We start from the raw sequence: 22592 nt of genomic DNA on the forward strand, positions 1-22592 counted from the left end.
AATTATGAAAAAGCAGTCGGGATTTCCGACTGCTTTTAACTTGCAATAACCCAAATTTATTAATCCACGCTCACTCTGATTCCGCCACCTCTCTCGCTTGGCTGAACCAGAACCGTTACAGGCTCATTTCCTGACCATTCAAATGAATATGATTCTCCTGAAGCCTGACCGATAAAGGTCTTCCATGAGATATCCGCCTTTATCTGTGGATCTCCCATTCCGTTCCTACTGAACCAGCATATTACAGCATCCGGATCTACCGCAAGTGTATCTCTTGACTTCACATTTGAAACCACAAGCGGGTTTCCGTCTGAGAGTAATGCCACATAGGCATTATTTCCTCTACCAACCAATGTGGTTGTAGCAAGACCTTTTTGTGAAAGTACACCTACACCTAAAAATCTTACAGAGTAATCACAGTCGTTTGTAAATGCAAGTATATTCTCAGACTCTACCGAAACCGTCTCGCCCGGTGCCAGCTTATACACTACTACATGCTGTCCGTAGTTTGCATAGTATGTTGTGGAAGCTCCGTTTAAATGTACCTTCATAAGCGGTATATTTTCACCTGCAACTCTTCTTACAAGCTGTCCCAGTAATGCCTGTCCGATACTTCCTCCCGGTCCAAGCAACATCTTTTCAAAAGTATAGTTCTTTCCGCCCGGATTTTCTCCTGCTATAAATGCACCTGCTTTTGCTATCAATGTATCATTTCCTTCACAGGTAACCTTAAGTGTCAACTCGTTAATAACTTCAAATGTCAGCATATTCCCCTCCTTATTCGACTTGTACTCCGTAAAATTCGCAAAGTCCCGCCAAGTCTTTATTTACTCCGTTTCCTATTGCATTAAATTTCCATGCACCGTTGTGTAGATATACTTCTCCCATCATCATGGAATTTATATTGTTGTAATATTCCTCTACAAGGAAAGAAGCTACCTCGGCGTTTGTCACCGGATCCACTATCTGTATGTATGCGTCTTTTAACATACCGAAATTAAGTGCTTTTTCAATTGCATCATTTATAGTCATTACAAAGACTATCTTTTGTACAGCCGGATTTAATATAGAAGTATCTATATCAAATACCTGCAATACATTTGCCTCTTCAACATTTTTAAAAAGCACACTCCTTTCAGGGCTGCTCTCCTGTCCGTAGAATACAAAGAAATCATCCCCCACCACTTTTCCGTTTCCGGCAAGCAAAAATGCGGAGACATCAACATCACAAGCTGAATTATTCACATTCCACCCAAAATTCACCTTTATCTTATTTGAAGAAAAGGCAAGTGGGACTTTTTGTCCCTTTGAAACTCTCTTGCTTAACGTCGGCAATGTTATTTGCCTTACATCGGCATTTTGTCCTGTACTTTGAGCCTGTCCGGTGTTTTGACTTACTGTAGTACTGCCTGCAGTAACAGGATTTTGTGTACTTGCAGTGTTTCCCGTTTTTTTATAATAGGAAGTATTCAAAATATCTACATTTTCACTGTTTAGTACAACACCTTTTTTTCGGTTCAGATTTTCAAGTTGGTCTGCACCCATAGGTTTTGTCACATTCATCGAATACATACTCTTATTCACCTCACTTTCTTTAAAGTAATAATATTTAAATTTTTAAATACTAATCATTTGATATCTTTCACCCTACATCAAGCCCTGAATGATAGGAGTAATTTCCTATATTCTCAAGCAGTCTGTGAAAATCGGTCTCTTCCATTCTGTCCGGCACTATTTCCGTATTCAGTATCTTAAATATTTCCTCACATCTGTCAATGCATTTATCAAAGAGCTCCGGAAAGCTTTCATTTGAATGAACACTCTTATTCCATGGATTTATCCAAAGTTCATGTTCAAGATTTAGGGCTCCTTTTGCATCCGGTACTTCATCTGAGAGTATCTTCTGTGAAACTATAGGATTTTTTAAAAATAAGGATTCTATAGCATTTATTCTGTTTTTCTTTCTGCCCGTAGGATCGGCGAGAGTCCTCACTCCAAATCTCATTGCCAGTACCGATCTGTGTACCATGGCAGGTGTTACTCTGAAATTATTCTTATATGTGATCGGATAATAGGTTTTATTTATAACTCTTGCCAGAAAATCTGAAACAAATTGTATCTCAAAACCGTTGAGTGCCAGAGTGGCAGCCTGATTAAATTCCGAGGTTTTCTTTTTCTTATACTTTTTTAAAAGTATGGTATCTATATCATTTTCAAGTGCCGCATGAAGTCCGTATACATAGGCGCTGTTTTTTCCGTTTTCATGCCCTATTCTTGCGTAAATATATGGATGACAGATATAATCTCCCACATAGTGGCATAAAAAACCTGCAATATAGCTTATCGCCTGCTGCTGCTTTTGTTTTGATTCCATGGACTGTATTTCACAAAGTGCATTTGCAAAAAAATCGTTTACATGACTCTCATGCATATATGAACCGACATTTCTGTAATCCCTGTGCCTCAGTATCGGGATATTGTAAAAAAACATATCCGGTCCTTGAAGTCCCAGCTGATACAACCATCTGTATTTAGATATAATATATTTTAAACCCGAGTTTTCTAAGGCACCATATGCCTTTAACCCTAAAATATAGTGAGTTGTAAATCCCGGCATTTCCTACTCCTTAATATATTCTAAAACCCTTTCCAAATAAAAATCCGAAAAAAGTCCTTCATAATCCTTGAAAATATTTTTACTTATATTCAAATCCTTATGTGCAAATCCTATGTCTGCGAGCTCTATCATTCCGGTATCAAACTCCGTATCTCCGGCAGCAAATATCTGTACTTCCTCTGCAGCATATTCTCTTATAAAACGCTTAATCGTATCCGCCTTGTTTAAATTCTTCGGCATTACATACAACTTATCTTTATTGTATAAAACCTCTACCTTTTCCAAGTCCAATATGCTCTTAAGATCTCTTACAACTGCTTCCGACTCATCACATTTTGTAAAGATAAATAAGTCGTCAATATTTCTGCATTCAAACTTTCTTCTTTTATCTTTTTGCAAAAATACATATGCTTTTTCTCTCTCATCTGATGAAGGCTTTACTATATCAAGGCTTTCTTTATACCATTCATCCGACTTTATACCGTCTTTTAAAAGTATTCCCCCATTTGCACATAGTACATATTTTGGTGTAATACCAAGATCTATTCTACTGTATTGAATATAGGTTCTTGTGGTAGCAGGCACTATAAGGAGCAGCTCATTTAACTTATGTAAAAGCTCATATGAGTATTTTGACATAAAGCTGTTCACCTCTCCGTTATAAATCTCCACAGGTATCTTTTCTTCTATATTCGTTTTCTTTGAATAAATCAAAGTATTGTCCAAATCTGTAAATAAAATATTCATATGGCTAGTTTAACACTTTTTTATAAAATAGTCATTTTAAAAAAAATTAAATATTAAACCATCTCTTGACTATACAACACTAAGTAGTTATACTTTAATTGTAAAAAAGAGATATTTGTACCATATGTACACATAGCGAAAGCCTCGGGAAGTTGCGATTCCCGGGGCTTTCTTCTTGTCAAGTCACTATCTCTTCTTAAATACCACCAACATTGCTCCGTAGGAAGATATCAGTAATATCATATATTTGAAAAGGTCTGTATTATCCGAGGTCTTAGGTACCGGGAGTGGGCGTCTGTCTGATACAGTCTCCGCAGTAAACTTCTTCGGATCCTCTATGATAATTTCAGGTTTTACAGGCTCGACATTTATAACATCAGCCTTTATTTCTTCTTTTTTCTCTACAACTGTCTGTGTAGGTCTTATAGATGAGCTTGTGCCCGAGCCGCCTCTTCTTCCGTTTGAAGATGTGGCTATTGAAGGTGTAGCTATAGGTCTTATGATAATATCATTGTTTCTGTCACCCGGACGATTTATCTGGCTTGGTGTAGCCGTATGTAGCGGATCCGGATAGATTATAACACTTGGATTTTTAACGTATATATAGTTGATTTCTATTTGTGTAGTTGAGAACAATCCGCTCTCAGCGCCTTCAACTCTCTCCAAATGATATCCTGCAATAGCTTTTGCACTTGTACTATAGGCAAGACCAAGTTTTCTGCTGCCGTCAAAAACATCATCTACATCCAGTGCAACTCCTGCCGGATTGATATAATGGGCAATTACATCTCCTGAATCCTGTCTGCGAAAGATATATGTTACTCTTTGTGTTCCCGGATTAAATACTCCGTTCGCATTTGCAGGCATTTAAATCAAGTCATAGTAGTCAAATGACTTAAGCTCTTAAGTATAAGGTACTCCGATTTGCTCACTACCGTTTAAAACAGTAGTCTCAACAAGCGGAACATTTCCGTTCTCATCCAGATATTCAATAATAACATTTCCTGCATCCTGGGTTGCATAATATTAACTGAACAGGAGTGATATATAGACACAAAAAAGGAGGATAACGCCATGATAGAATATGCAACCAAAATCACTGCGCTATACTCTCGCCTTTCAGTTGGTGATGAGGATAGGGACGGTGGGGAAAGCAACAGTATCGTTAATCAAAAGGCATTCTTAGAACAGTATGCAAAACAGCATAAGCTGATGAACATTCGCCACTATATCGACGATGATGAAAGCGGTCGCTTCTTTGACCGTAGTGCTTACACACAGATGATAAGCGATGTGGAAAACGGTAAAATCGGCATTGTCATTATGAAAGATATGACAAGGTGGGGACGAGATTATCTTCAAGTAGGAAACGCTATGGAGATATTCCGTAGAAACAATGTACGCTTTATTGCCATCAACAACGGAATCGACAGCAAAGACCAAAATACATTGGAATTTGCTCCCTTTATCAATATTATGTCGGAGTGGTACGCAAGAGATATCAGCAAGAAAGTCAAAACAGGCATTAAGACAAAAGGAGCAAGCGGAAAGCCCGTAGCAACAGAAGCCCCCTACGGCTATATAAAAGACCCTAACAACAAAGATTATTGGATCGTCGATAAAGAAGCTGCCGAAGTTGTAAAACTCATTTTTACGCTATTTATGGAGTGAAAAAACCGTAATCAGATAGCAACCTATCTCAAAGACAAAGAAATACTAACCCCAACCTTTTATATGAAACAGCAAGACAGAGGAACCGCAAAAAGCAGAACACTCAATGAAGAAAACCGCTATAACTGGAACAAAGCAACCCTAACACGCATACTGCAAAGGCAGGAGTATTGTGGCGATATAGTCAACTTCAAGACCGAAAAGCATTACAAAGATAAGCGAAACCACTATGTCGATAAAGATAAGTGGCAAATCACCTCCGATGTGCATGAGCCAATCATCGACCGAGCCACCTATGAAAATGTACAGCGGATATTGAAAAACGCACCCGTTAAAAGACCAAACGGAGATGGAGAAATCCACCCTTTATCGGGATTGATGTACTGTAAAGATTGCGGTACGAAAATGCACATTCGCACCATACACAAGAATAATAAAGTACAGCATGTAACCTATTGTAGCGAATATGCCAAAGGCAAAGCCAAGCACCCGAAATGCCACTCTCCCCACCGCATTGATGTCGATGATGTCATGGAAACGCTCAAAGAAGTTTTACGAAAGATAGGCAAGTTTTCACTCACAAACAAATCAGAGTTTGAAGCATTGGTAAAAAACAGTCTTGCCAAAGAACAGACCGAAGAAGTAGGGAAACAGAAAAAGCGTATCCCACAAATCACAGATAGACTGGAACAGATAGAAAGAGTGATGAATAAACTATATGAAGATAACGCACTGGGAAATATCGAACCGAAACGCTATGAACAGTTATCGGGAAAATATGCAGAAGAATATTACAGCTTAAAATTGGAACAGGAGCAAATAGAAGAACGCTTATCCGAATTTGAAAATTCCAATCAAAGAGCCAGGAACTTTATAAGACTTGCAGAAAGCTATTCAGACTTTGAAGAACTTACCCCTACCGCCATCAATGAATTTATCAATAAAATCGTAGTGCATGAGCGAGATGTCAAAAGAGCAAAATATGCCGTTCAGCGTATCGAAGTCTATTTCGACTATATCGGAAAATTTGAAAACGAACTCACAAAACAAATCGAGCCGACAGAACAGGAAATGATACAGATGAGAGAAGAAATCGAAGAAGCTAAGAAAGAAAAAGCACGAGCATATCGTAGGCAATATTACAAAGAATACCGAGCAAAAAAGAAACTACAAGCAACAACCTAAAACGAAATATCAACTAATAAGAAAAGAGGTTTCCTAAGCATGGGAAATCTTTTTTTGTGCAAGTAAAAGGAGGATTAAATGACCGAAAAACAAAAAACACAGACCAACGAAGAACGAGCGATGCCCCGAAAACCCGACGGAGTTCTAACGAAAAAGATGAACGGAAAGACCTTTGTAACCGAGATATATTTTGATAAAAAGAGCAAGGATACCTTTCAAGATAAGCTATTTAAGGTGGTGCAAGCCCAGCGAAAAGAATAAAGAAAACAAATACTTTGTATCAAGCTTTTTTATTCTTATCAATCTGTTTCTATGAAAAACACGATGGCAAGAAGGAAATCCGACAGTGGAAAAAATGCCCTCAAAATGGTATAATATTGATAAACACTTAGAGAAACAAGTTTAGATTTGTAAAGAAGACCAATATGCACTTAAAAACGGATCGCTTGGATATTCGTCCATTTTTACCCGATGATATTGAGGACACATACGAAATTTACTCAAACAAAGATGTTTGCAAGTATCTATTAGAGGATGCTTGGGAATATGAAAATAAAAGTGAAGAGTTTCAAAAAAAATTGAATAACAATAAACTGGAAGAGAATTCCCAATTGAATTTAGCGGTGTTACTAAATGGAAAAGTAATCGGCGATATATCAATCTGGTACATCGGCATGAAACAAACCGTTGAAATAGGATTCGTTTTTAATCTGAACTTTTTTGGAAAAGGTTATGCAAAAGAAGCTGTAAAAGAAGTAGTGAAAGAGTTGTTTGAAAAATATAATGTTCATAGAATACAAGCGAATTTGGATGCTCAAAACATATCTTCTGCTAAATTGTGCAGTAATATTGGTATGAGGAGAGAGGCTCATTTTATCAAGGATTACTGGAACAAAGGGGAATGGACTGATAGTTATGTATATGGGATGCTCATTACAGATATAACAAATTAGTCTGTTAGATAATTTCGGTTTGTAGGGATAGATAAAATTAGAATTTGTAGAGGTGAGAAAAATGAATAATCAAACGTTGATTACGGTTATAAGCGTTAGAGAAAGTTCGGATTGGTATTGTGAGCATCTTGGACTTCAAAAAGGGCATGGCGGAAATCATTATGAACAGTTAATTTATGATAATAAACTTGTATTGCAATTACATTGCTTGGATTCCGACATTAATCATGAAGCGTTACTCAGACCTGATGATTCAGTAGGATTAGGGGTATTATTATGGTTTTCAGTTGTTGATTTTGATGTTGCACTTGATAGATTAATTAAACTCAAAACTGTATTTGATAAAAAACCTTTCTTTAATCAGTATGCAAAGCAATGGGAAGTATGGTTTTCTGATCTTGATGGTTATCGAATTGTTCTATCAGGTCCATCTGAGTATGATATAAAGCCCTTGGAATGTAATTGGAGATAATAACTCCCTATTTGTTTAATTGAATATAACAATTTGAGAAACAGTAAATCAAAATAGGTTTGCTGTTTTTTGTTGCTCAATTTTCAAAAAATCATTCATAAACATAAAAAGGTACTTGACAAAACGCTCTCTGACGCTTGTAAATATACTCAACATTTATAGGTGATGTTATATAATTAAGTCCAAGCTTATTTACTCCGGAAATTGTATCGTCACTTTCTATGCTGTTTCCGTGAACATCCAAATATCTTACATTCACATCCACTGCATCTTTTCTTCTGTACAAGTAAGTCACAGTCTGTGCTCCATGAGTGAATACTCCGGTTGCATTTGCAGGCATCTTATCTATATCGAAGTTTGCGATATTTTCCGCACTGCTTGTATAGGCAAGTCCAAGCTTTTCGATACCGCTAAGTACTGTAGGCGCTACCAAATCACTTCCGTCATGTACAGACTTGTGATATATTGTCACATCCCCCGCATCATCTCTCTTATAGACATAATTTACAACTTGTGGAGCAATCGTAAATACTCACGTTGCATTTGTCGGTGAATTTACAAGCACAAGACCTCCAATAGTCTTAGGTGCCGTAGTATATGGCAATCCAAGTTTATTTGTTCCTGAAAGTATGTCTCTTGCATCCAGTTCATTACCGTCTCTGTCGGTATACATTACTGTCACATCTCCGGCGTCATCTCTTCTGTATTCATAGGTAACAATATAGTTTGTTCCTGCCGTAAATGTTCCGATATGATTTGCAGGTGTAGGATTTACTACCGTAAAGTTGGCTATATTTGCAGAGCTTGTTGTATAGGAAAGTCCGGCTTTACTTACTCCGGATAAATTCTCATCTGCCGCAAGAGAGTTGCTTGTTCCGACTTCAAAATGATGTACTGTTACATTTCCGGCATCATCTCTCTTGTAGCAGTATGTAACCTCTGTAAGTCCTGTGGCAGGATAAGTTCCTGTATGTCCTGCAGGTGTAGCATTTACTACCGTATAATATGGCATGTTTTTCGGACTTGTTGAATATGTACTTTAACATCTCCGGCATCATCTCTCTTATACTTATAAACCACTTCTACAGGCGCATTTCCGAATGTCACCGTCGGATTTGCCGGTGAGCTTACAAGATGGAAATGAGGAATATTCATGCTCTGTGTAGTATAAGTAGTTCCCAGCTTATTGGTTCCGTCCACTGTCACAGCCGTCGGTGTTCCTCCCGGAGTAGATGAATACAACTCATTGGTAGTTCCGTCTTCATAATAATGAATAATTATCGGTGAAGTACTATCTCTTTCATAGTAATAAATCAGCTCTGTAGGTGTAGAGGCAAATGTGACCAGCGTAGGATTCGGTGACTGATACAAATGATAATTTGCAATGTCCGCCGACCTCTCCTGTGACTGATATGTAAGTCCGAGCTTATTTGTACCGCTTATAACTTCCGGTCCCACAGCTCCTCCGGCTACCGGAGCATAAAGCTCTGTGGTAGTACCCTTTTCATAGTGATGAACTGTAATATTTCCTGCATTTTTTCTTCTGTAGGAATATGTTACGGAGGTTGTTCCGTCACCGAATACTCCGTTTTTAGGAGTAGTACTGCTTACAAAATCATAATTGTCTACAGGAAGTACATTGCTGCCCCATGCAAGTCCTTCTTTATTTGTTCCTGAACGAACCGTAGGAGTATTGATCATTACAGTACTTACAAGACTCTCAGGTCTTGTAAGATTTGCACCTGTATCAATATCCACATATTTTATAGTAACATCCGGTGCATCATTTCTTTCATAGAAATAAGTAACCGTCTTTGCCGTTGCATCAAATGCTCCGCTTGCAGGACCTGTAGGTGTTCCTACAAGGTGGTAATGAGGTATCGGATAGCTTCCCGCCGTACTCACATCTCTTCTGTAAGTCTGATAAGGCTTACCCATCTGTCTTGCACCTGACAGTACTTCGGCCGCAGGTGTTGCTGTTGTTGAAACCGCATAAAGTTCATCAGTCTTTCCTGTTTCGTAGTGATGTACGGTTACATCTCCTGCATTTCTTCTTATGTAATGGTATGTAACTGTTGTATCTGCAGTATAACTTCCGTTTGCATTTGCAGGAAGATTTGCAGTATCCACTTCAAAATTCGGATCTGTAGTGATTGCCGCTGTTGTATATGCAGTATCTCTCGGCTCTCTTGTAACCACATCGGCAACAAGATTGCTTCCGTCCTCATCCTTTATATGCTTTACCGTAAGATTATAAAAATCAGTCTTAAGTCCAAGGTTTTTGATGGCACTTGGATTATCTCTTGTTAAGCTTATATCCACAGTTGACCATGGTGTATTAGGTACCGGAGTCTGATTTGCCTTGATTACAGATGCCCTTGTAGTAAATGAAGTGAAGTCATTTCCAATCACAGTGGCAGTACTTGCCACATTTGGTGAAGCAAAGCTGTCACCGGTCAAGTTCTCCACATAGAGCTTATAATTTCCTGCATTGCTTAGCTTATTTGTAAAGGAAATATTTCCGTTTGAATCCGTTGTTCCCGATTCAACCACTGTCTCATTTCCCGTTGCATCAAGCTTTACAAGTATATATGGTCTGTTTGCAATATTTAAATCAGTGCTGTCATAGACTCCGTTATTATTTAAATCATAGAAGGCATGAGTTGCGCTATTGTACTTATGAGTACCTATCTTTGAGTCGGTAAACTCATTTGCACCGTCAATATTATTACCTCTCCATGAAGCTACGGAGTTATTTGCAGTATCTGTGGCGAGATTATCCTTTGTATCCGGCATCTCCACCTTATAATTAAAGAGTACCTCTTCTCCTGCCGTTATACTCTGTCCCGACTTTAAATCAGCCTTAAACATGGTGACTGCTGACCAGTCTGTAATACTTGCGGCCGGTAACCATGTCGCTCCTATATTTCCTTCTATCATTGTACTTGGAGCATCTGTAGAGTAGTAAATATCAAACTTAGAGTTATTGGCAGTCACTCCCGATATAGCCTTCGGATATATTTTTGAATCCCTGTCAAGATAGTTTCCGCTGCCGTCTTTTACTATAAATTTATCATTTGCATATGGGAAAACATCCATTACATGAAGATTTTCCACCGGGTCATTGGTATTGTTCCATACTCTAACCTGATAATCTAAGATATCTCCCTTATCGGCCTTTATGCTTGTTTGGTATACACTATCTGTGGAAAGTTTCACTTTCTTTCCGAGTACCATTGCCTGTGGCGGTACAAAGGTGTAGTTATATGTCAATGTGGAAAGTCTGTCATTTGTATTGCCGTTGTTATTGGCATCATATGTGTCAAGGTAGTCTGCAGTATCTGAAGAATATATAATTCCCGGAGCCGCACTTGATGCGTCTGTGGTATTATTATCCCAGCTGAGTATTACCTTTATATCATGTGAACCTCCATCCATACCGGCTGTCGGCTTAAATGAAATATTCAAATGGTCGATTTTGTTCTGTGTATAGTTTCCGTAACCCGCAAATGTAGAACCCGGGAATGTCAATCCTGTAAGTTCAAACTCGTACGCTGTCTTTCCCACATTACCTTTATAATTTTGTATAACTGTAGGAGTTGGATTTAAAGTAAATAAATTGGCATTCATCTGCGGTTGCACACTGTCAAAAGCAAGGTCCGAATCGACTACAACCACCATCTTGGGATTTATGGCAGCTCTTGGGTCCCAAAGTATACTGTTATACCAAATACGTGGTGTTATCTTTATAGTTCCTCCAACACTTACCGTACTTGTAGCGGAGGTACCGTTTATACTCATTCCGATATTTTGAAGATGCATGCTTGCATACGGATTTCTTAAATATGCATCAGCCAGTGAATATCCCAGCTCATTACCGGCTGCATTTCTTACTCTACCGAAGTTTCTGACAAGCTTCCAATATACATCATTGGCACGAGCATTCAAATCGTTGATAAAAGCCGTATGTGTAGCAGGTGTAAGCTGTGTCTGAACTATAAAACCTACTGCATCCTCTTCAAACTGTGAGATGGTTATATCATCATCAAAGACAAGTCTGAAATACCTGTACTCTGGCGGTGTAGCCAATGTGGTAGATACAGAGTTTGCTCTGTAATCTGTGGCATTACTCACCTGAACAGGTGTAATATTTGTAGCGATAGTGGTCCATGTAGTTCCGTTGTCGGAGCCGATAAGCTTATTGTGTGAAAGCTTTGCAAGTTCTGTCGCAGTAAATCTTTCAGGTCTGACTCTAAGTTCATATCCTGTGAGAAGGCTTCTTGCCTACGGTTCATCCTCTATCATTCTGAATGTAACACTGCTTGCAGTCTGCGGTCTTGTACCACCGAACTGATCGACACTTACCAAATAGTTATACTTATAGTCCGCATCCCTCGGTACCAGATAACCACCTTCGCCAAGTAATGTCTTTTTTATACGGATTCTTCTTACATATGAAACATGGTAGTATAACTCACCGCTTCTTCTTGTGGAATTATCCAAAGTTCCGTCATCATTTACCAATGTAGTGACCTGTTGCATAGTTATCTTCGTCCATGTAGGAGCTAAAGTAACAGGTTGATTTCCGTCCCACTTAAGTGAAAAAGGCGGCTGTAATACTGTTCCCAAGCCTCTGTCCACTACCTGTGTGATAGTTCTGTCTGCACTGTTATATGTCCGGTTCGAGTTGTTCGGAAGTGAAGGATCCCATACTGCGGTGGCCGGAAGAGTAATCTTAAACTCTACCTTTCTCTTATCCATACCTGCACCGGTCCCTGACGGTACTTGTGATACACCGCCGTTGGCTGTATTTGCAGGACCGCTGTAACCGTATCCGAACAAACTTGATACAAAGTCTGTAGACAGTCTGGAATAATTTATCTTTACAATATAATAGTTCGGATCTGTATTTATAATATTTACACTGCTTGCACCTGATGCCAAGGTAACATCACTGACAACAGGAGGTGCAAATATACTCTTGTCAAAATACACATACGAAAACGGATTGTACAGTGTAGATACTGCTCCTGAAATCGTATTTGTAACATAGTATGAGTCCTTTTGTGCTACTAAAGATGACGTCTGCCCGGATAAACCGTACCTTACATCTGTAGTTATAACACTACCGCCGGCACCCGTAGCATATACTTTCCCCGATAGAGAAAGCACTGGTAACAATAATAAAAAATAATGCAGTGATTTTTTCTCATATTTCCCCGGTAATAAAATTATATATATTAAAAATGCTTTTATTTGTCATATACAAAACAGACAAAAATTTAACATCATTATCCTTTTACATTTTATAGTAATCTAGTAATAATTACTATAGTCAAATTCTTACAATATCTTTTCAACAGTTGTCTTTTAATCTAAAAAAATCTCCCGGATAAAAGCCGGAGGGTGAAAGTTATCTTTCTTCTTTTTTCTTTAATGAAAGTAACATTGCCGCTGCAATCGAACTCATAAGGATAAACATATATCCTCTTACGTCTCTTTCATCAGCTGCCTTCGGTACCTTTAATCCCAACCTTGTGCTTGTTGACATTGCCATGAGAATGTCCCTTGGCTTAGGTATAGGTTTCGGTGTGTCAATCAAAATAACAGAGTTTTCACTTGGTTTATTTATATTAATATTATATTCTATACTTTTTCCACCCGGGATTATTATTTTATTTGTCTTTGCAGGTGCTGTTGTAACCGGTACCGCTATTCTTCTATACCGGTAGTAAATTACCGTCTGTGAAGAATACTTATAAGTCAAAGTTGTATCCCCAAAAACCAGTTGGTTTATTTGTTCTCTTGCGAGAACAAATCCTTGCCATAACAAAAGAATTAACCGGTCAAAAATTATGACCGGTTAAAAATTCTTGAATATTTATTATCAAACTTCTATATCTTTACTTCTTTTCTCTGACCTTACTGCCGTCATTAAGCTTTTCTTCATCCGAATTTATAATCACTTTATCATCTTCTTTTAATCCTTCAGTTATGACTGCTTGTGTGGATGATTTATAGCTTATGCTTACAGGAGTTTTCTTAGCCTTTTTATCCTCTATCTTAAACACATAGTCCACTTCATCTTCACTAAAAACCGAGCCTATAGGTACTGAAATCGTTTCGTCATTTTTATAAAGTGTAAATATCGCATCCACACCATAACCGCTTTTTAAGATATCATCCTCAACATTATCTAATATTGCCACAAGTTTTACCCTGTACTCCTTTAATCCCAGAGGGGACTTTTCCTCAGTCGCAAAATCATATATTTCACTTATCTTTCCGCTATAGTTTTTCTTTATCCCTCTTAGATTAAACTCCGCCTCCATTACATCACCTACATGCAGATAGGGTATAACATCCGTTAAAACACTGCACTCCAGCCTGTACTCATTATTATTTGTATCAATTACCGCAAGTTCCTGACCTGCTACAGCCATTGATATATCCTTTGCAGGTATCTTGGAAATGATTCCGTCATATTCCGCTTTTACTTCACAATCTTCTATTTGATGTTCCAACTGTGCTATAGATGTTTTTTCGGATTCAATAGCCGCCTCAATCTGCTTTTTTGTACTTTCATAAAACTTTTCACTGATATCCTTTTCGCTTAAGCCCTGGCCTTTCAGAGTTTGCAGATATTTATTGCTTTCATCAAGCCTTTTTGACGCTGTTTCAAAATTTGATTTGGCATTTTCAAAATTTGCCCTGGAAGTTTCAAGTTCAATCAATGATACACTCTGTGCCTCAAAAAGTGCCTGTTTTGCCGAGTAATCTGTCTGTGCCGCCTCGTATGCTGCTTTTGCAGTATCAAGACTTGATTTTAATCCGCTTATATACTCCATAGGAGAAGTTGCCATAAGCTTACCTATATCACTTTCTTCCTTTTTGGCTGTATATGAATCCAAGCTGCTCTGCCTTAGCTGCTTTTGATATTCAAGATCTCTGCTTGATATTTTTATAAGCACATCTCCCTTTTTTACCGGTGAATTTTCATTTACCAAAACCTCTTCAATACTTCCGTTCACCTTGGAAAGAATATGATACTCCTTTCCAAGACTTATAACCGCATTTTCCTTATAAGTATCATTCACCTCTCCCGGCTTTACGGTATAGACCTCCACATCTATAGCCTTATTAAGATTATTTATAATAAAGACTGATATAATAACTAAGATAATAATAGAAATCAGTATGTATTTTTTTCTTCCCTCAAAAAGCTGTGCTAAACTATTTTTTTTCATAGTTAACCTCTTTCTTTTAAACTGTCATTCGGATTTATTTTATCAATGGTTTTAAGAATTGCCCTTCCGGATATATATAGCATCAATATACAAAATATAAGTGAGGATATATACATTGATATCTCTATATTTAATTTCAGGGTAAAGGATTCTGAAACCAGCAAACTCTCAAGCAGCCATTTGAATAATTTTAAAAGTGGAATACTTAAAATAAGTCCACATATAAGATATACCAGCTGTTCCATAAAAATCATCTGCTTAAGTTCCGTATCCAAAACTCCCATAATCTTCATAGTGGCAAATTCCGTTTTTCTCTCCCTTATGCTTATCAAAGAAATATTGTATATAAGTACCACACCTGAAAATAATGCCAGATATATAAACATTCTAAGCATAAATTTAGAGCTTTTCATTCTGTCCTGATAAATCCTCAAAGTATCCCTCTTACTTGAAAATGAAGTAATATTTGCACTGTCATCTGTAAGCCTCTTTTTAATATTATCTTCCATTCCTCTTTGTGTATTAAAAATTAATGTATTTGAGAAACTTTGCAATGAAAGATATTGATTTATATTTTGTATATCCACATAGCAGCCGCTTCCAAATGCCTCAAAAATAATCTTACTTACAGGCAATTTTGTTTTTTTCTTAGGGGCATAGCCTGTACTGATTTCAATACTGTCGCCTTCTTTTACATTCAAATCCTTTGCAATCCTTGAATTTAAAATAATTCCTTCCCCTGGAGGCTCATAAAATATATCATCCACATCACATATCCTATAAAGCTTTGAACCTCTGCCTATGCCGGTGAGCAATGTCGGCTTTGTATGATTTTGAGATTTTAATGTTACAGGTATCTCACAAATAATCTCTCTCTCACCTACTCCGTCTATACTGTCAAGTGAATTAAATACACTGTTAAAAGAGGAATAATTTTCCATTGTTACTTTTACATCATATTTTGCAATATCTTCAAAATATCCTACAAACATCTTGTTGACCGCATTTTCCGACGCCAGCAAAGTACATGAAAGTGCAAACGGAAAGGCAATCGCAAAGGCAATAAAAAATGTTCTGAAAGGACTTCTTAAAATAGAGCGTATACCCATTTTATGCATAACATTAAAATGCCTTATTATACTCGGAGAAAAATTATTTCCTACACTCGGTGCGGCTGCCCTCATAGCCTCCGCCGCCTGTATCTTTGTTATTCCGCCAACTCCCAAAATTACAGCCACAATACTTGAGGTGGCCGCTATTAAAAATCCTTTAATCTTTGTGGAAAGCGGATCGATATAGCTTGGTGACGGCAATGAAAAAAACTCCGCATACTGATTAAACATATACATTCCAAAAGGTCTTGCAAGTATGCAGCCGATAAATGCTCCCATAAAACTTATAATAATCGCCTGTACCAGATATGCTCCTAAAAGCTCACTATTTCTAAGCCCCATGGCCTTCATTGTTCCTATAAGACTTCTGTCATTATCAATCATTTTTTTCAGCACCGTATACAGCATAAATACAGACATTGACATAAAAACAACCGGCAATATAGTACCTGTACCTGTAAGTTCTGTAATCTCACCGTCCACCATATTGTAGCTGCTTTGCTTTTCCTTATTTGTAAAACTCTGCAATCCGTACTCTGATAAATGCTCCCTTAAACTGTATCTGACTTCCTCATAGGAATAACCGCTTTCCGTTTCAAAACTTATTTCATTTACTATATTTTCTCTTCCCAGTATCTTTTCAAGCTTGTCCGAATTTACAATTGCAATATCATAATCTCTTCCGTCAGATATTACCGCACCGCTGGGAGGAATGGCATATATATAATTGGGTGCGGATGCAACTCCTGCAATTATAAAATCATAGCTCTCACCATTATGTATAAGGCTTATAATATCACCCTTTTTTAAGTTTCTGGCTTTCATCATCTTTGAGCCTATAAATATCTGCTCACTGTTTGGAGGACTCTCAGGCTTTAAAAGAGGTCTGTTTAAATAAGCTTCTTCATCATAGGAGAGTACATGCAGATTTGCTATATCACCGATACCCTCTCCGGCAATTCTTAGATCTGCGCTCAAAATACCGGAAGCTCTCTTTATCCCCGGATAATCTTCAAATTCCTTTAACCTTTCTTTCGGCATTGAGATAACATTTGCAAAAATATCAGCCATATTATTTTCTTTATAGTAGCTGTATACCTGCCCTTTAAGATTTATAAATGTATCATTCATTGAAACAAATATAAAAACTCCAAGAGCCATTATAAGAGCGGCACCTATATATGTTCCCAAATTCCTTTTTGCGGATCTGAATAAATTTTTTGCAAAATATTTCATTACCACACCACCTCATCCGGACTTATGGGATGCTCATTTGTCACTATTTTTCTGATATTGCCGTCCTTAAGATAAAAGACTCTGTTTGCAATCTTTGCCACATTTTCATTATGGGTTATTATCATAATGGTTTTATTATATTTTTTATTAAACTCAAGGAGTATTTTAAGTATCTGTACTCCTGTGGATATATCCAAAGCACCTGTAGGCTCATCACAAAGCAAAAGGTCCGGATTTTTACAGATTGCTCTTGCAATCGCCACTCTTTGCTGCTGACCTCCGCTCATTTTTCCCGGATAATGATCTCTTCTATCCCATAATCCCACCTGAGTAAGAAGTTCCTTAGGATCAAGCGGATTTGGTGAGAGTTCCGCTGCCAATTCCACATTTTCAAGAGCATTTAAGTTCGGCATCAGATTATAAAACTGAAAAATAAAGCCTATATTTGCTCGCCTAAAGGAGGTAAGTTCTCTTTCTGTCATACTACTTAAATCAATTCCGTTGTAGCTTATACTCCCTGAGCTTACAGTTTCGATTCCTCCAAGGATATTTAAGAGCGTGGACTTTCCTGAGCCTGAAGGTCCCAAAATAACCACAAGTTCCCCTTTATATACCTCAAAGCTTACATCATCAAGTGCATTTACCTTTACTTCCCCAAGAAGAAATTCCTTATGTACATTTCTTGCAATTATAAGTTCTTCCATAGTTCTACCTCATATGTTTATTCGTCAATATAAAACCTTCTTACATATTGTTTTGAAACTTCCGTCATTTCCTCATCCAACAGCGGAATACCTATGGCATCAAGAATCACTTTGAGCATATCTATTTTTCTAAATGCACCATCCATGCTGTTATCTATCAGTGTAGGCAAAAGCCAGACCTTTGAAAGCAGACCGAATACCTCCGCCGCCTCCTTGGTGTATTTTGGATCAACTCTCATAGAGCCGTCCTCATTCCCCTCCTTTATAAGAGCTTCTATCTGAGGTGAAATATTTTTTAAAACAGTTTCAACCAATTGAGTAAAAAAATGCGGATTATGAATCAGGGGGATGGTTTCCATATTCATTTTTCTGATATTCTCATCATTGGCGGCGTCCTTAAAACTTGCCCTGATTTTTTCCAATGCATTTAATCCTGTATGATTTTTTATCATATTCGTAAAGCTGTACTCTTCACATAATTTATCAAAGATTGCACTTAGGATCTCATCCTTTGATTTAAAATGATGGTATATAGCCCCCTTTGTTATATCACCCAGCTCATCCACAATATTTTGTATGGACACATTATCATAGCCCCTTGTGGTAAAAAGGTAATAAGATGTCTGCAATATTCTCTCCACTGTTTTTTCAGGGTATTTATTCCTTGGCATATCTCCTCCGGTATCTCTTATTTAAAATTCGGCTCTATACATACCAACCGTATGTATGTATCTTATAATATTTTTTTTAAACTTTCAATATAAAGTAGGAAAACTTTAAAAAAGAAGCTGTCGCTTTAACAATTGATAATTACTTGGTGCGATAGCCCCTTTTTATCCGGATGCCGGCAAGTTCTCGGGACTTTGACACTTTGTTTTCCTAAATAAGTATTAAAAAAGTCCTAGAATCCACATATATCCTATCTTTCTTAGTCAATCTTTTTGTAAATTTTTTTTAACACTAATTATTTTTAATCTCGGATTTTATTATTTAAAATCAAAATATATACTTTACTTTTTTGGTTTTATATAATAAAATTAGTAGGCTATTAGCACAATATATTGTGCTGACTTCATATCCATTCACAATATATATGTATAATTTTAAGGAGTGTTTAGAAATGATAAAAGTTTATGGCAAGGAAAACTGTGGTAAATGCGTATCTTTAAAGGGAATATTGGAAAATAAGAACCTTGAATTCGAATACATCGAGGACATGAAAACACTTATGATAGTTGCAAGTAAGGCAAGAATTATGAGTGCTCCTGTAGTGGAATATAATGACAATGTGTACTCAATGGAAGCCTTCTTACAGGTGATCTGATGTCAAACGAAAAAAGAAAAGTTATCAATCGAGATAACATAATCGAAGATCTTAATATAGAAAAAATCAGAGAAAAGCTTTTGAGGGCCTGTGACGGTCTGGAAGTAAATATGGTTGAGCTTGAGAGTAATATAGACTCAATCTATGAGGAAAATATTACTACTCAAAAGATTCAGGCATCTTTAATAAACACCGCAGTTACTATGACAAGCTTTGAAGAAAGTGACTGGGCATACGTTGCCGGAAGACTGCTTATGATGGAAGCTGAAAGAGAAGTTTTTCACTCTAGAAAATTCTCTTACGGTAATTTTTCCAAAACTATAAATCATATGGTTGAACTTGGACTGTATGATGAAAGACTGTTAACCTATAGCAAAGAAGAATTGGATCAAATTGCCCCACTTATAGATATAGACAGAGATATGGTCTATGACTATGCCGGGGCAAATATGCTTGTTAACAGATATTTAATTAAGCATGAAGGCAAAACTTATGAACTGCCTCAGGAAACATTTATGGCAATATCTATGATGCTTGCTTTAAATGAAAAGCCCGGTGAAATAAGAGTAAATATAGTAAAAGAATTCTATAATGCATTATCTCTAAGAAAGCTCTCACTTGCGACTCCTATGCTTGCAAACCTTAGAGTCCCTGACGGAAATCTGTCATCATGCTTTATTACAGCAATAGATGACAATATAGAGTCTATCTTCTACAATATCGATTCTATAGCAAGAATCAGTAAAAACGGCGGTGGAGTCGGTGTAAATGTTTCAAGAATAAGAGCAAAAGGCTCTATGGTAAACGGTTATTACAATGCAAGCGGCGGTGTTGTACCATGGATCAGAATAATAAATGATACAGCTGTTGCCGTAAACCAGCAGGGAAGAAGAGCCGGAGCCGCTACAGTAGCTTTGGATACCTGGCATTTAGATATTGAATCATTCCTTGAACTACAAACTGAAAATGGTGACCAAAGAGGAAAAGCTTATGATATCTATCCACAGGTAGTGTGTTCCAATCTCTTTATGAAACGTGTTAAAAACAATGAATCCTGGACTTTACTTGATCCATATGAAATAAGAAGAAAGTATGGTGTTGAACTTTGTGAGCTTTATGGTTATGAATTTGAATCAATCTATGAAAAGCTTGAAAAGGACGATAATATCAAGCTTAAAAAGGTTTTAAATGCCAAGGATCTGTTTAAGAGCATTATGAAAACTCAGCTTGAAACCGGAATGCCTTATATCTTCTTTAAAGACAGAGCAAATGAGGTAAATCACAACTCTCATATGGGTATGATAGGTAACGGAAATCTCTGTATGGAGAGTTTTTCAAACTTCAAACCTACGCTAAATTTTGAGGAAGAAGTTGACGGCAATACGGCTATAAGAAAAAGTGATATGGGTGAAATTCACACTTGCAACCTTATTTCTCTTAATCTGGCCGAACTTACCTCTGATGAGATTGAAAAGCATGTCGCCCTTGCAATAAGAGCTTTGGACAATACTATAGATTTGACGGTTACTCCTTTAAAAGAATCCAATAAGCATAACTTACTTTACAGAACAGTAGGTGTCGGTGCAATGGGACTTGCCGACTTCTTGGCAAGAGAATATATGATTTATGAAGACTCTATAAATGAAATAAATGAGCTGTTTGAAAGAATAGCGCTTTATTCTGTAAAGTCTTCCGCATTGCTGGCAAAGGAAAGAGGAGCTTACAAGGCCTTTAAGGGTTCTAAATGGGATCAGGGTATATTCTTCGGCAAGAAAATAGAATGGTATGGAGCAAATTCAAAATTCAAAGATGAATGGAATGAGGCTTTTTATCTGGTTGAGGCTAACGGTCTCAGAAACGGTGAGCTTACAGCAATAGCGCCTAATACTTCCACATCTTTGTTAATGGGATCGACCGCATCTGTAACTCCGACATTCTCAAGATTTTATATTGAAAAGAATCAAAGAGGAGCAATACCCAGAACGGTTAAGCATTTGAAGGACAGAGCATGGTTCTATCCCGAGTTTAAAAATGTAAACCCTATCAGCTATGTAAAGATAATGGCAAAGATAGGTTCATGGATAACGCAGGGTGTATCTATGGAAATGGTCTTTGACTTAAACAAAAATATTAAAGCAAAAGATATTTATGACACTTTAATGACTGCCTGGGAAGAAGGCTGTAAGAGTGTTTATTATATAAGAACAATTCAAAAGAATACGAATACTATTTCAGATAAAGAGGAGTGCGAAAGCTGTAGTGGATAGAAAGAAATTATTTAATCCGGCAGGTGATGATACATTAAGTGCAAGGAAAATTATAAAGGGTAATTCAACAAATCTTTTTAACCTGAATAATGTCAGATTTCAGTGGGCCAATCATCTTTACAGAACTATGATGGCAAATTTCTGGATACCGGAAAAGGTTGATTTAACCAAGGATAAAAATGACTATGAAAATTTGACTTTACCTGAGAGGGAGGCATATGACGGAATACTTTCATTTTTGATCTTCCTTGACAGTATACAAACCAATAATATTCCTAATATTTCAGACCATGTAACAGCACCTGAGGTGAATTTATTGCTGGCTATACAGACTTTCCAGGAGTCCATTCACTCTCAATCTTATCAGTATATAATTGAGTCCATACTTCCAAAGCAGAGCAGAGATCTGATCTATGACAAATGGAGAGATGATAAGATATTATTTGAAAGAAACAGTTTTATTGCAAAGATCTATCAGGATTTTATAGATAATCAATCCGATGAGAACTTTGCCAAAGTAATAATAGCAAACTACTTGCTTGAGTCACTGTATTTCTATAACGGTTTTAACTTCTTCTATCTTCTTGCAAGCAGAAATAAGATGGTAGGTACCTCTGATATTATAAGACTTATAAACAGAGATGAGCTCTCACATGTTGTTTTATTTAGAAGTATTGTTAAGGAAATAAAGAATGATTATCCTGAGTTTTTCTCAGCGGAAACGATCTATTCCATGTTTAATACCGCCGTTGAGCAGGAAATCAACTGGACAGAGCATATAATAGGAAATCGTGTACTTGGTATAACTTCTCAGACAACTGAGGGTTATACAAAATGGCTGGCTAATGAAAGATTAAAGTCTTTAGGCCTCGAGCCTTTGTATTCAGGTTTTACCAAAAATCCTTATAAGCATTTGGAAAGATTTGCCGACACCGAGGGAGAAGGCAATGTTAAGTCCAATTTCTTTGAAGGTACCGTTACAAGTTACAATATGAGTTCTTCCATTGACGGATGGGAAGATTTCTAAATAATACTATATTGTCTGTTACTTTACGAT

General features: G+C 37.2%; 20 protein-coding genes and 1 pseudogene. 7 read left to right on the plus strand and 14 right to left on the minus strand.

The window, feature by feature from the left end:
- Positions 1-59: 59 nt before the first annotated feature.
- From HMPREF1135_RS10030 to HMPREF1135_RS10050, 5 genes are all read right to left on the minus strand, one after another.
- Complete coding sequence (locus HMPREF1135_RS10030) at positions 60-767, minus strand: AIM24 family protein (protein WP_007594823.1); 708 nt, start codon at positions 765-767, stop codon at positions 60-62.
- A 10-nt stretch (positions 768-777) separates the two neighbouring features.
- Positions 778-1572: a TerD family protein gene (locus HMPREF1135_RS10035; RefSeq protein WP_007594824.1), complete on the minus strand. Its 795-nt coding sequence runs from the start codon at positions 1570-1572 to the stop codon at positions 778-780.
- Positions 1573-1642: 70 nt separating this feature from the next.
- The gene (locus HMPREF1135_RS10040) at positions 1643-2617 is read right to left on the minus strand and encodes a zinc dependent phospholipase C family protein (RefSeq protein ID WP_007594825.1); all 975 of its coding nucleotides are present in this window, start codon (positions 2615-2617) and stop codon (positions 1643-1645) included.
- A gap of 3 nt (positions 2618-2620) precedes the next feature.
- Entirely contained in the window at positions 2621-3364 is a 744-nt protein-coding gene (locus tag HMPREF1135_RS10045) for an HAD hydrolase family protein (protein WP_007594826.1), read from the minus strand.
- Positions 3365-3550: 186 nt separating this feature from the next.
- Positions 3551-4231 carry a MucBP domain-containing protein gene (locus HMPREF1135_RS10050; protein ID WP_007594827.1) on the minus strand — a complete coding sequence of 227 codons (681 nt, stop codon included), beginning with the start codon at positions 4229-4231 and terminating at the stop codon, positions 3551-3553.
- Between the two features lie 207 nt (positions 4232-4438).
- Here HMPREF1135_RS10050 and HMPREF1135_RS14185 point away from each other — a divergent pair.
- The 4 genes and pseudogenes from HMPREF1135_RS14185 (at position 4439) to HMPREF1135_RS10070 (ending at position 7645) form a co-directional block, all read left to right on the plus strand.
- A pseudogene (locus HMPREF1135_RS14185) lies at positions 4439-6220 on the plus strand (recombinase family protein).
- A gap of 78 nt (positions 6221-6298) precedes the next feature.
- The gene (locus tag HMPREF1135_RS10060; RefSeq protein ID WP_007594832.1) at positions 6299-6481 is read left to right on the plus strand and encodes a transposase; all 183 of its coding nucleotides are present in this window, start codon (positions 6299-6301) and stop codon (positions 6479-6481) included.
- A 164-nt stretch (positions 6482-6645) separates the two neighbouring features.
- A complete protein-coding gene (locus HMPREF1135_RS10065) occupies positions 6646-7173 on the plus strand; it encodes a GNAT family N-acetyltransferase (protein WP_007594834.1) in 528 nt (175 codons plus the stop codon).
- A 61-nt stretch (positions 7174-7234) separates the two neighbouring features.
- The gene (locus HMPREF1135_RS10070) at positions 7235-7645 is read left to right on the plus strand and encodes a VOC family protein (RefSeq protein WP_007594835.1); all 411 of its coding nucleotides are present in this window, start codon (positions 7235-7237) and stop codon (positions 7643-7645) included.
- 91 nt (positions 7646-7736) lie between these two features.
- Here the strand turns inward: HMPREF1135_RS10070 and HMPREF1135_RS10075 are convergent, their stop codons facing one another.
- The 9 genes from HMPREF1135_RS10075 to HMPREF1135_RS10115 form a co-directional block, all read right to left on the minus strand.
- On the minus strand, positions 7737-8117 hold the full coding sequence (locus HMPREF1135_RS10075) for a MucBP domain-containing protein (RefSeq protein ID WP_007594837.1): 381 nt from the start codon (positions 8115-8117) through the stop codon (positions 7737-7739).
- A 60-nt stretch (positions 8118-8177) separates the two neighbouring features.
- The gene (locus tag HMPREF1135_RS10080) at positions 8178-8657 is read right to left on the minus strand and encodes a MucBP domain-containing protein (protein ID WP_007594839.1); all 480 of its coding nucleotides are present in this window, start codon (positions 8655-8657) and stop codon (positions 8178-8180) included.
- Positions 8639-11779: a MucBP domain-containing protein gene (locus HMPREF1135_RS10085; protein ID WP_007594841.1), complete on the minus strand. Its 3141-nt coding sequence runs from the start codon at positions 11777-11779 to the stop codon at positions 8639-8641. The genes HMPREF1135_RS10080 and HMPREF1135_RS10085 overlap by 19 nt, the downstream gene beginning before the upstream one ends.
- Positions 11780-11929: 150 nt before the next feature.
- Entirely contained in the window at positions 11930-12817 is an 888-nt protein-coding gene (locus HMPREF1135_RS10090; RefSeq protein WP_007594843.1) for a hypothetical protein, read from the minus strand.
- A 241-nt stretch (positions 12818-13058) separates the two neighbouring features.
- Complete coding sequence (locus HMPREF1135_RS10095; protein ID WP_007594844.1) at positions 13059-13412, minus strand: hypothetical protein; 354 nt, start codon at positions 13410-13412, stop codon at positions 13059-13061.
- Between the two features lie 136 nt (positions 13413-13548).
- Complete coding sequence (locus tag HMPREF1135_RS10100) at positions 13549-14892, minus strand: efflux RND transporter periplasmic adaptor subunit (RefSeq protein WP_007594845.1); 1344 nt, start codon at positions 14890-14892, stop codon at positions 13549-13551.
- A gap of 2 nt (positions 14893-14894) precedes the next feature.
- A complete protein-coding gene (locus HMPREF1135_RS10105) occupies positions 14895-17240 on the minus strand; it encodes an ABC transporter permease (protein ID WP_007594846.1) in 2346 nt (781 codons plus the stop codon).
- Positions 17240-17944, minus strand: coding sequence for an ABC transporter ATP-binding protein (locus tag HMPREF1135_RS10110; RefSeq protein WP_007594847.1), 705 nt, complete (start codon positions 17942-17944; stop codon positions 17240-17242). The genes HMPREF1135_RS10105 and HMPREF1135_RS10110 overlap by 1 nt, the downstream gene beginning before the upstream one ends.
- Before the next feature lie 17 nt (positions 17945-17961).
- A complete protein-coding gene (locus tag HMPREF1135_RS10115) occupies positions 17962-18615 on the minus strand; it encodes a TetR/AcrR family transcriptional regulator (RefSeq protein ID WP_007594849.1) in 654 nt (217 codons plus the stop codon).
- Between the two features lie 449 nt (positions 18616-19064).
- On the opposite strand from HMPREF1135_RS10115, the gene HMPREF1135_RS10120 reads away from it, so the two are divergent.
- The 3 genes from HMPREF1135_RS10120 to HMPREF1135_RS10130 are packed head-to-tail and all read left to right on the plus strand — an operon-like array spanning position 19065 to position 22562.
- Positions 19065-19268, plus strand: a complete 204-nt coding sequence (locus HMPREF1135_RS10120; RefSeq protein WP_007594852.1) for a glutaredoxin domain-containing protein — start codon at positions 19065-19067, stop codon at positions 19266-19268.
- The gene (locus tag HMPREF1135_RS10125; RefSeq protein WP_007594855.1) at positions 19268-21535 is read left to right on the plus strand and encodes a ribonucleoside-diphosphate reductase subunit alpha; all 2268 of its coding nucleotides are present in this window, start codon (positions 19268-19270) and stop codon (positions 21533-21535) included. Before HMPREF1135_RS10120 ends, HMPREF1135_RS10125 begins: the two co-directional genes overlap by 1 nt.
- Positions 21528-22562: a ribonucleotide-diphosphate reductase subunit beta gene (locus tag HMPREF1135_RS10130; protein WP_007594856.1), complete on the plus strand. Its 1035-nt coding sequence runs from the start codon at positions 21528-21530 to the stop codon at positions 22560-22562. Before HMPREF1135_RS10125 ends, HMPREF1135_RS10130 begins: the two co-directional genes overlap by 8 nt.
- The last annotated feature ends 30 nt before the right edge of the window (positions 22563-22592 follow it).

Origin of the sequence: Lachnoanaerobaculum sp. OBRC5-5 (assembly GCF_000296385.1) — a bacterium.
Classification (GTDB): domain Bacteria; phylum Bacillota; class Clostridia; order Lachnospirales; family Lachnospiraceae; genus Lachnoanaerobaculum.

Coding starts and splice junctions, on each gene's coding strand:
- HMPREF1135_RS10110 (WP_007594847.1), bottom strand. CDS start 17,944: ATGGAAGAACTTATAATTGCAAGAAATGTACATAAGGAATTTCTTCTT.
- HMPREF1135_RS10125 (WP_007594855.1), top strand. CDS start 19,268: ATGTCAAACGAAAAAAGAAAAGTTATCAATCGAGATAACATAATCGAA.
- HMPREF1135_RS10045 (WP_007594826.1), bottom strand. CDS start 3,364: ATGAATATTTTATTTACAGATTTGGACAATACTTTGATTTATTCAAAG.
- HMPREF1135_RS10120 (WP_007594852.1), top strand. CDS start 19,065: ATGATAAAAGTTTATGGCAAGGAAAACTGTGGTAAATGCGTATCTTTA.
- HMPREF1135_RS10040 (WP_007594825.1), bottom strand. CDS start 2,617: ATGCCGGGATTTACAACTCACTATATTTTAGGGTTAAAGGCATATGGT.
- HMPREF1135_RS10065 (WP_007594834.1), top strand. CDS start 6,646: ATGCACTTAAAAACGGATCGCTTGGATATTCGTCCATTTTTACCCGAT.
- HMPREF1135_RS10060 (WP_007594832.1), top strand. CDS start 6,299: ATGACCGAAAAACAAAAAACACAGACCAACGAAGAACGAGCGATGCCC.
- HMPREF1135_RS10035 (WP_007594824.1), bottom strand. CDS start 1,572: ATGTATTCGATGAATGTGACAAAACCTATGGGTGCAGACCAACTTGAA.
- HMPREF1135_RS10105 (WP_007594846.1), bottom strand. CDS start 17,240: ATGAAATATTTTGCAAAAAATTTATTCAGATCCGCAAAAAGGAATTTG.
- HMPREF1135_RS10050 (WP_007594827.1), bottom strand. CDS start 4,231: ATGCCTGCAAATGCGAACGGAGTATTTAATCCGGGAACACAAAGAGTA.
- HMPREF1135_RS10070 (WP_007594835.1), top strand. CDS start 7,235: ATGAATAATCAAACGTTGATTACGGTTATAAGCGTTAGAGAAAGTTCG.
- HMPREF1135_RS10100 (WP_007594845.1), bottom strand. CDS start 14,892: ATGAAAAAAAATAGTTTAGCACAGCTTTTTGAGGGAAGAAAAAAATAC.
- HMPREF1135_RS10030 (WP_007594823.1), bottom strand. CDS start 767: ATGCTGACATTTGAAGTTATTAACGAGTTGACACTTAAGGTTACCTGT.
- HMPREF1135_RS10115 (WP_007594849.1), bottom strand. CDS start 18,615: ATGCCAAGGAATAAATACCCTGAAAAAACAGTGGAGAGAATATTGCAG.
- HMPREF1135_RS10080 (WP_007594839.1), bottom strand. CDS start 8,657: ATGCCATATTATACGGTAGTAAATGCTACACCTGCAGGACATACAGGA.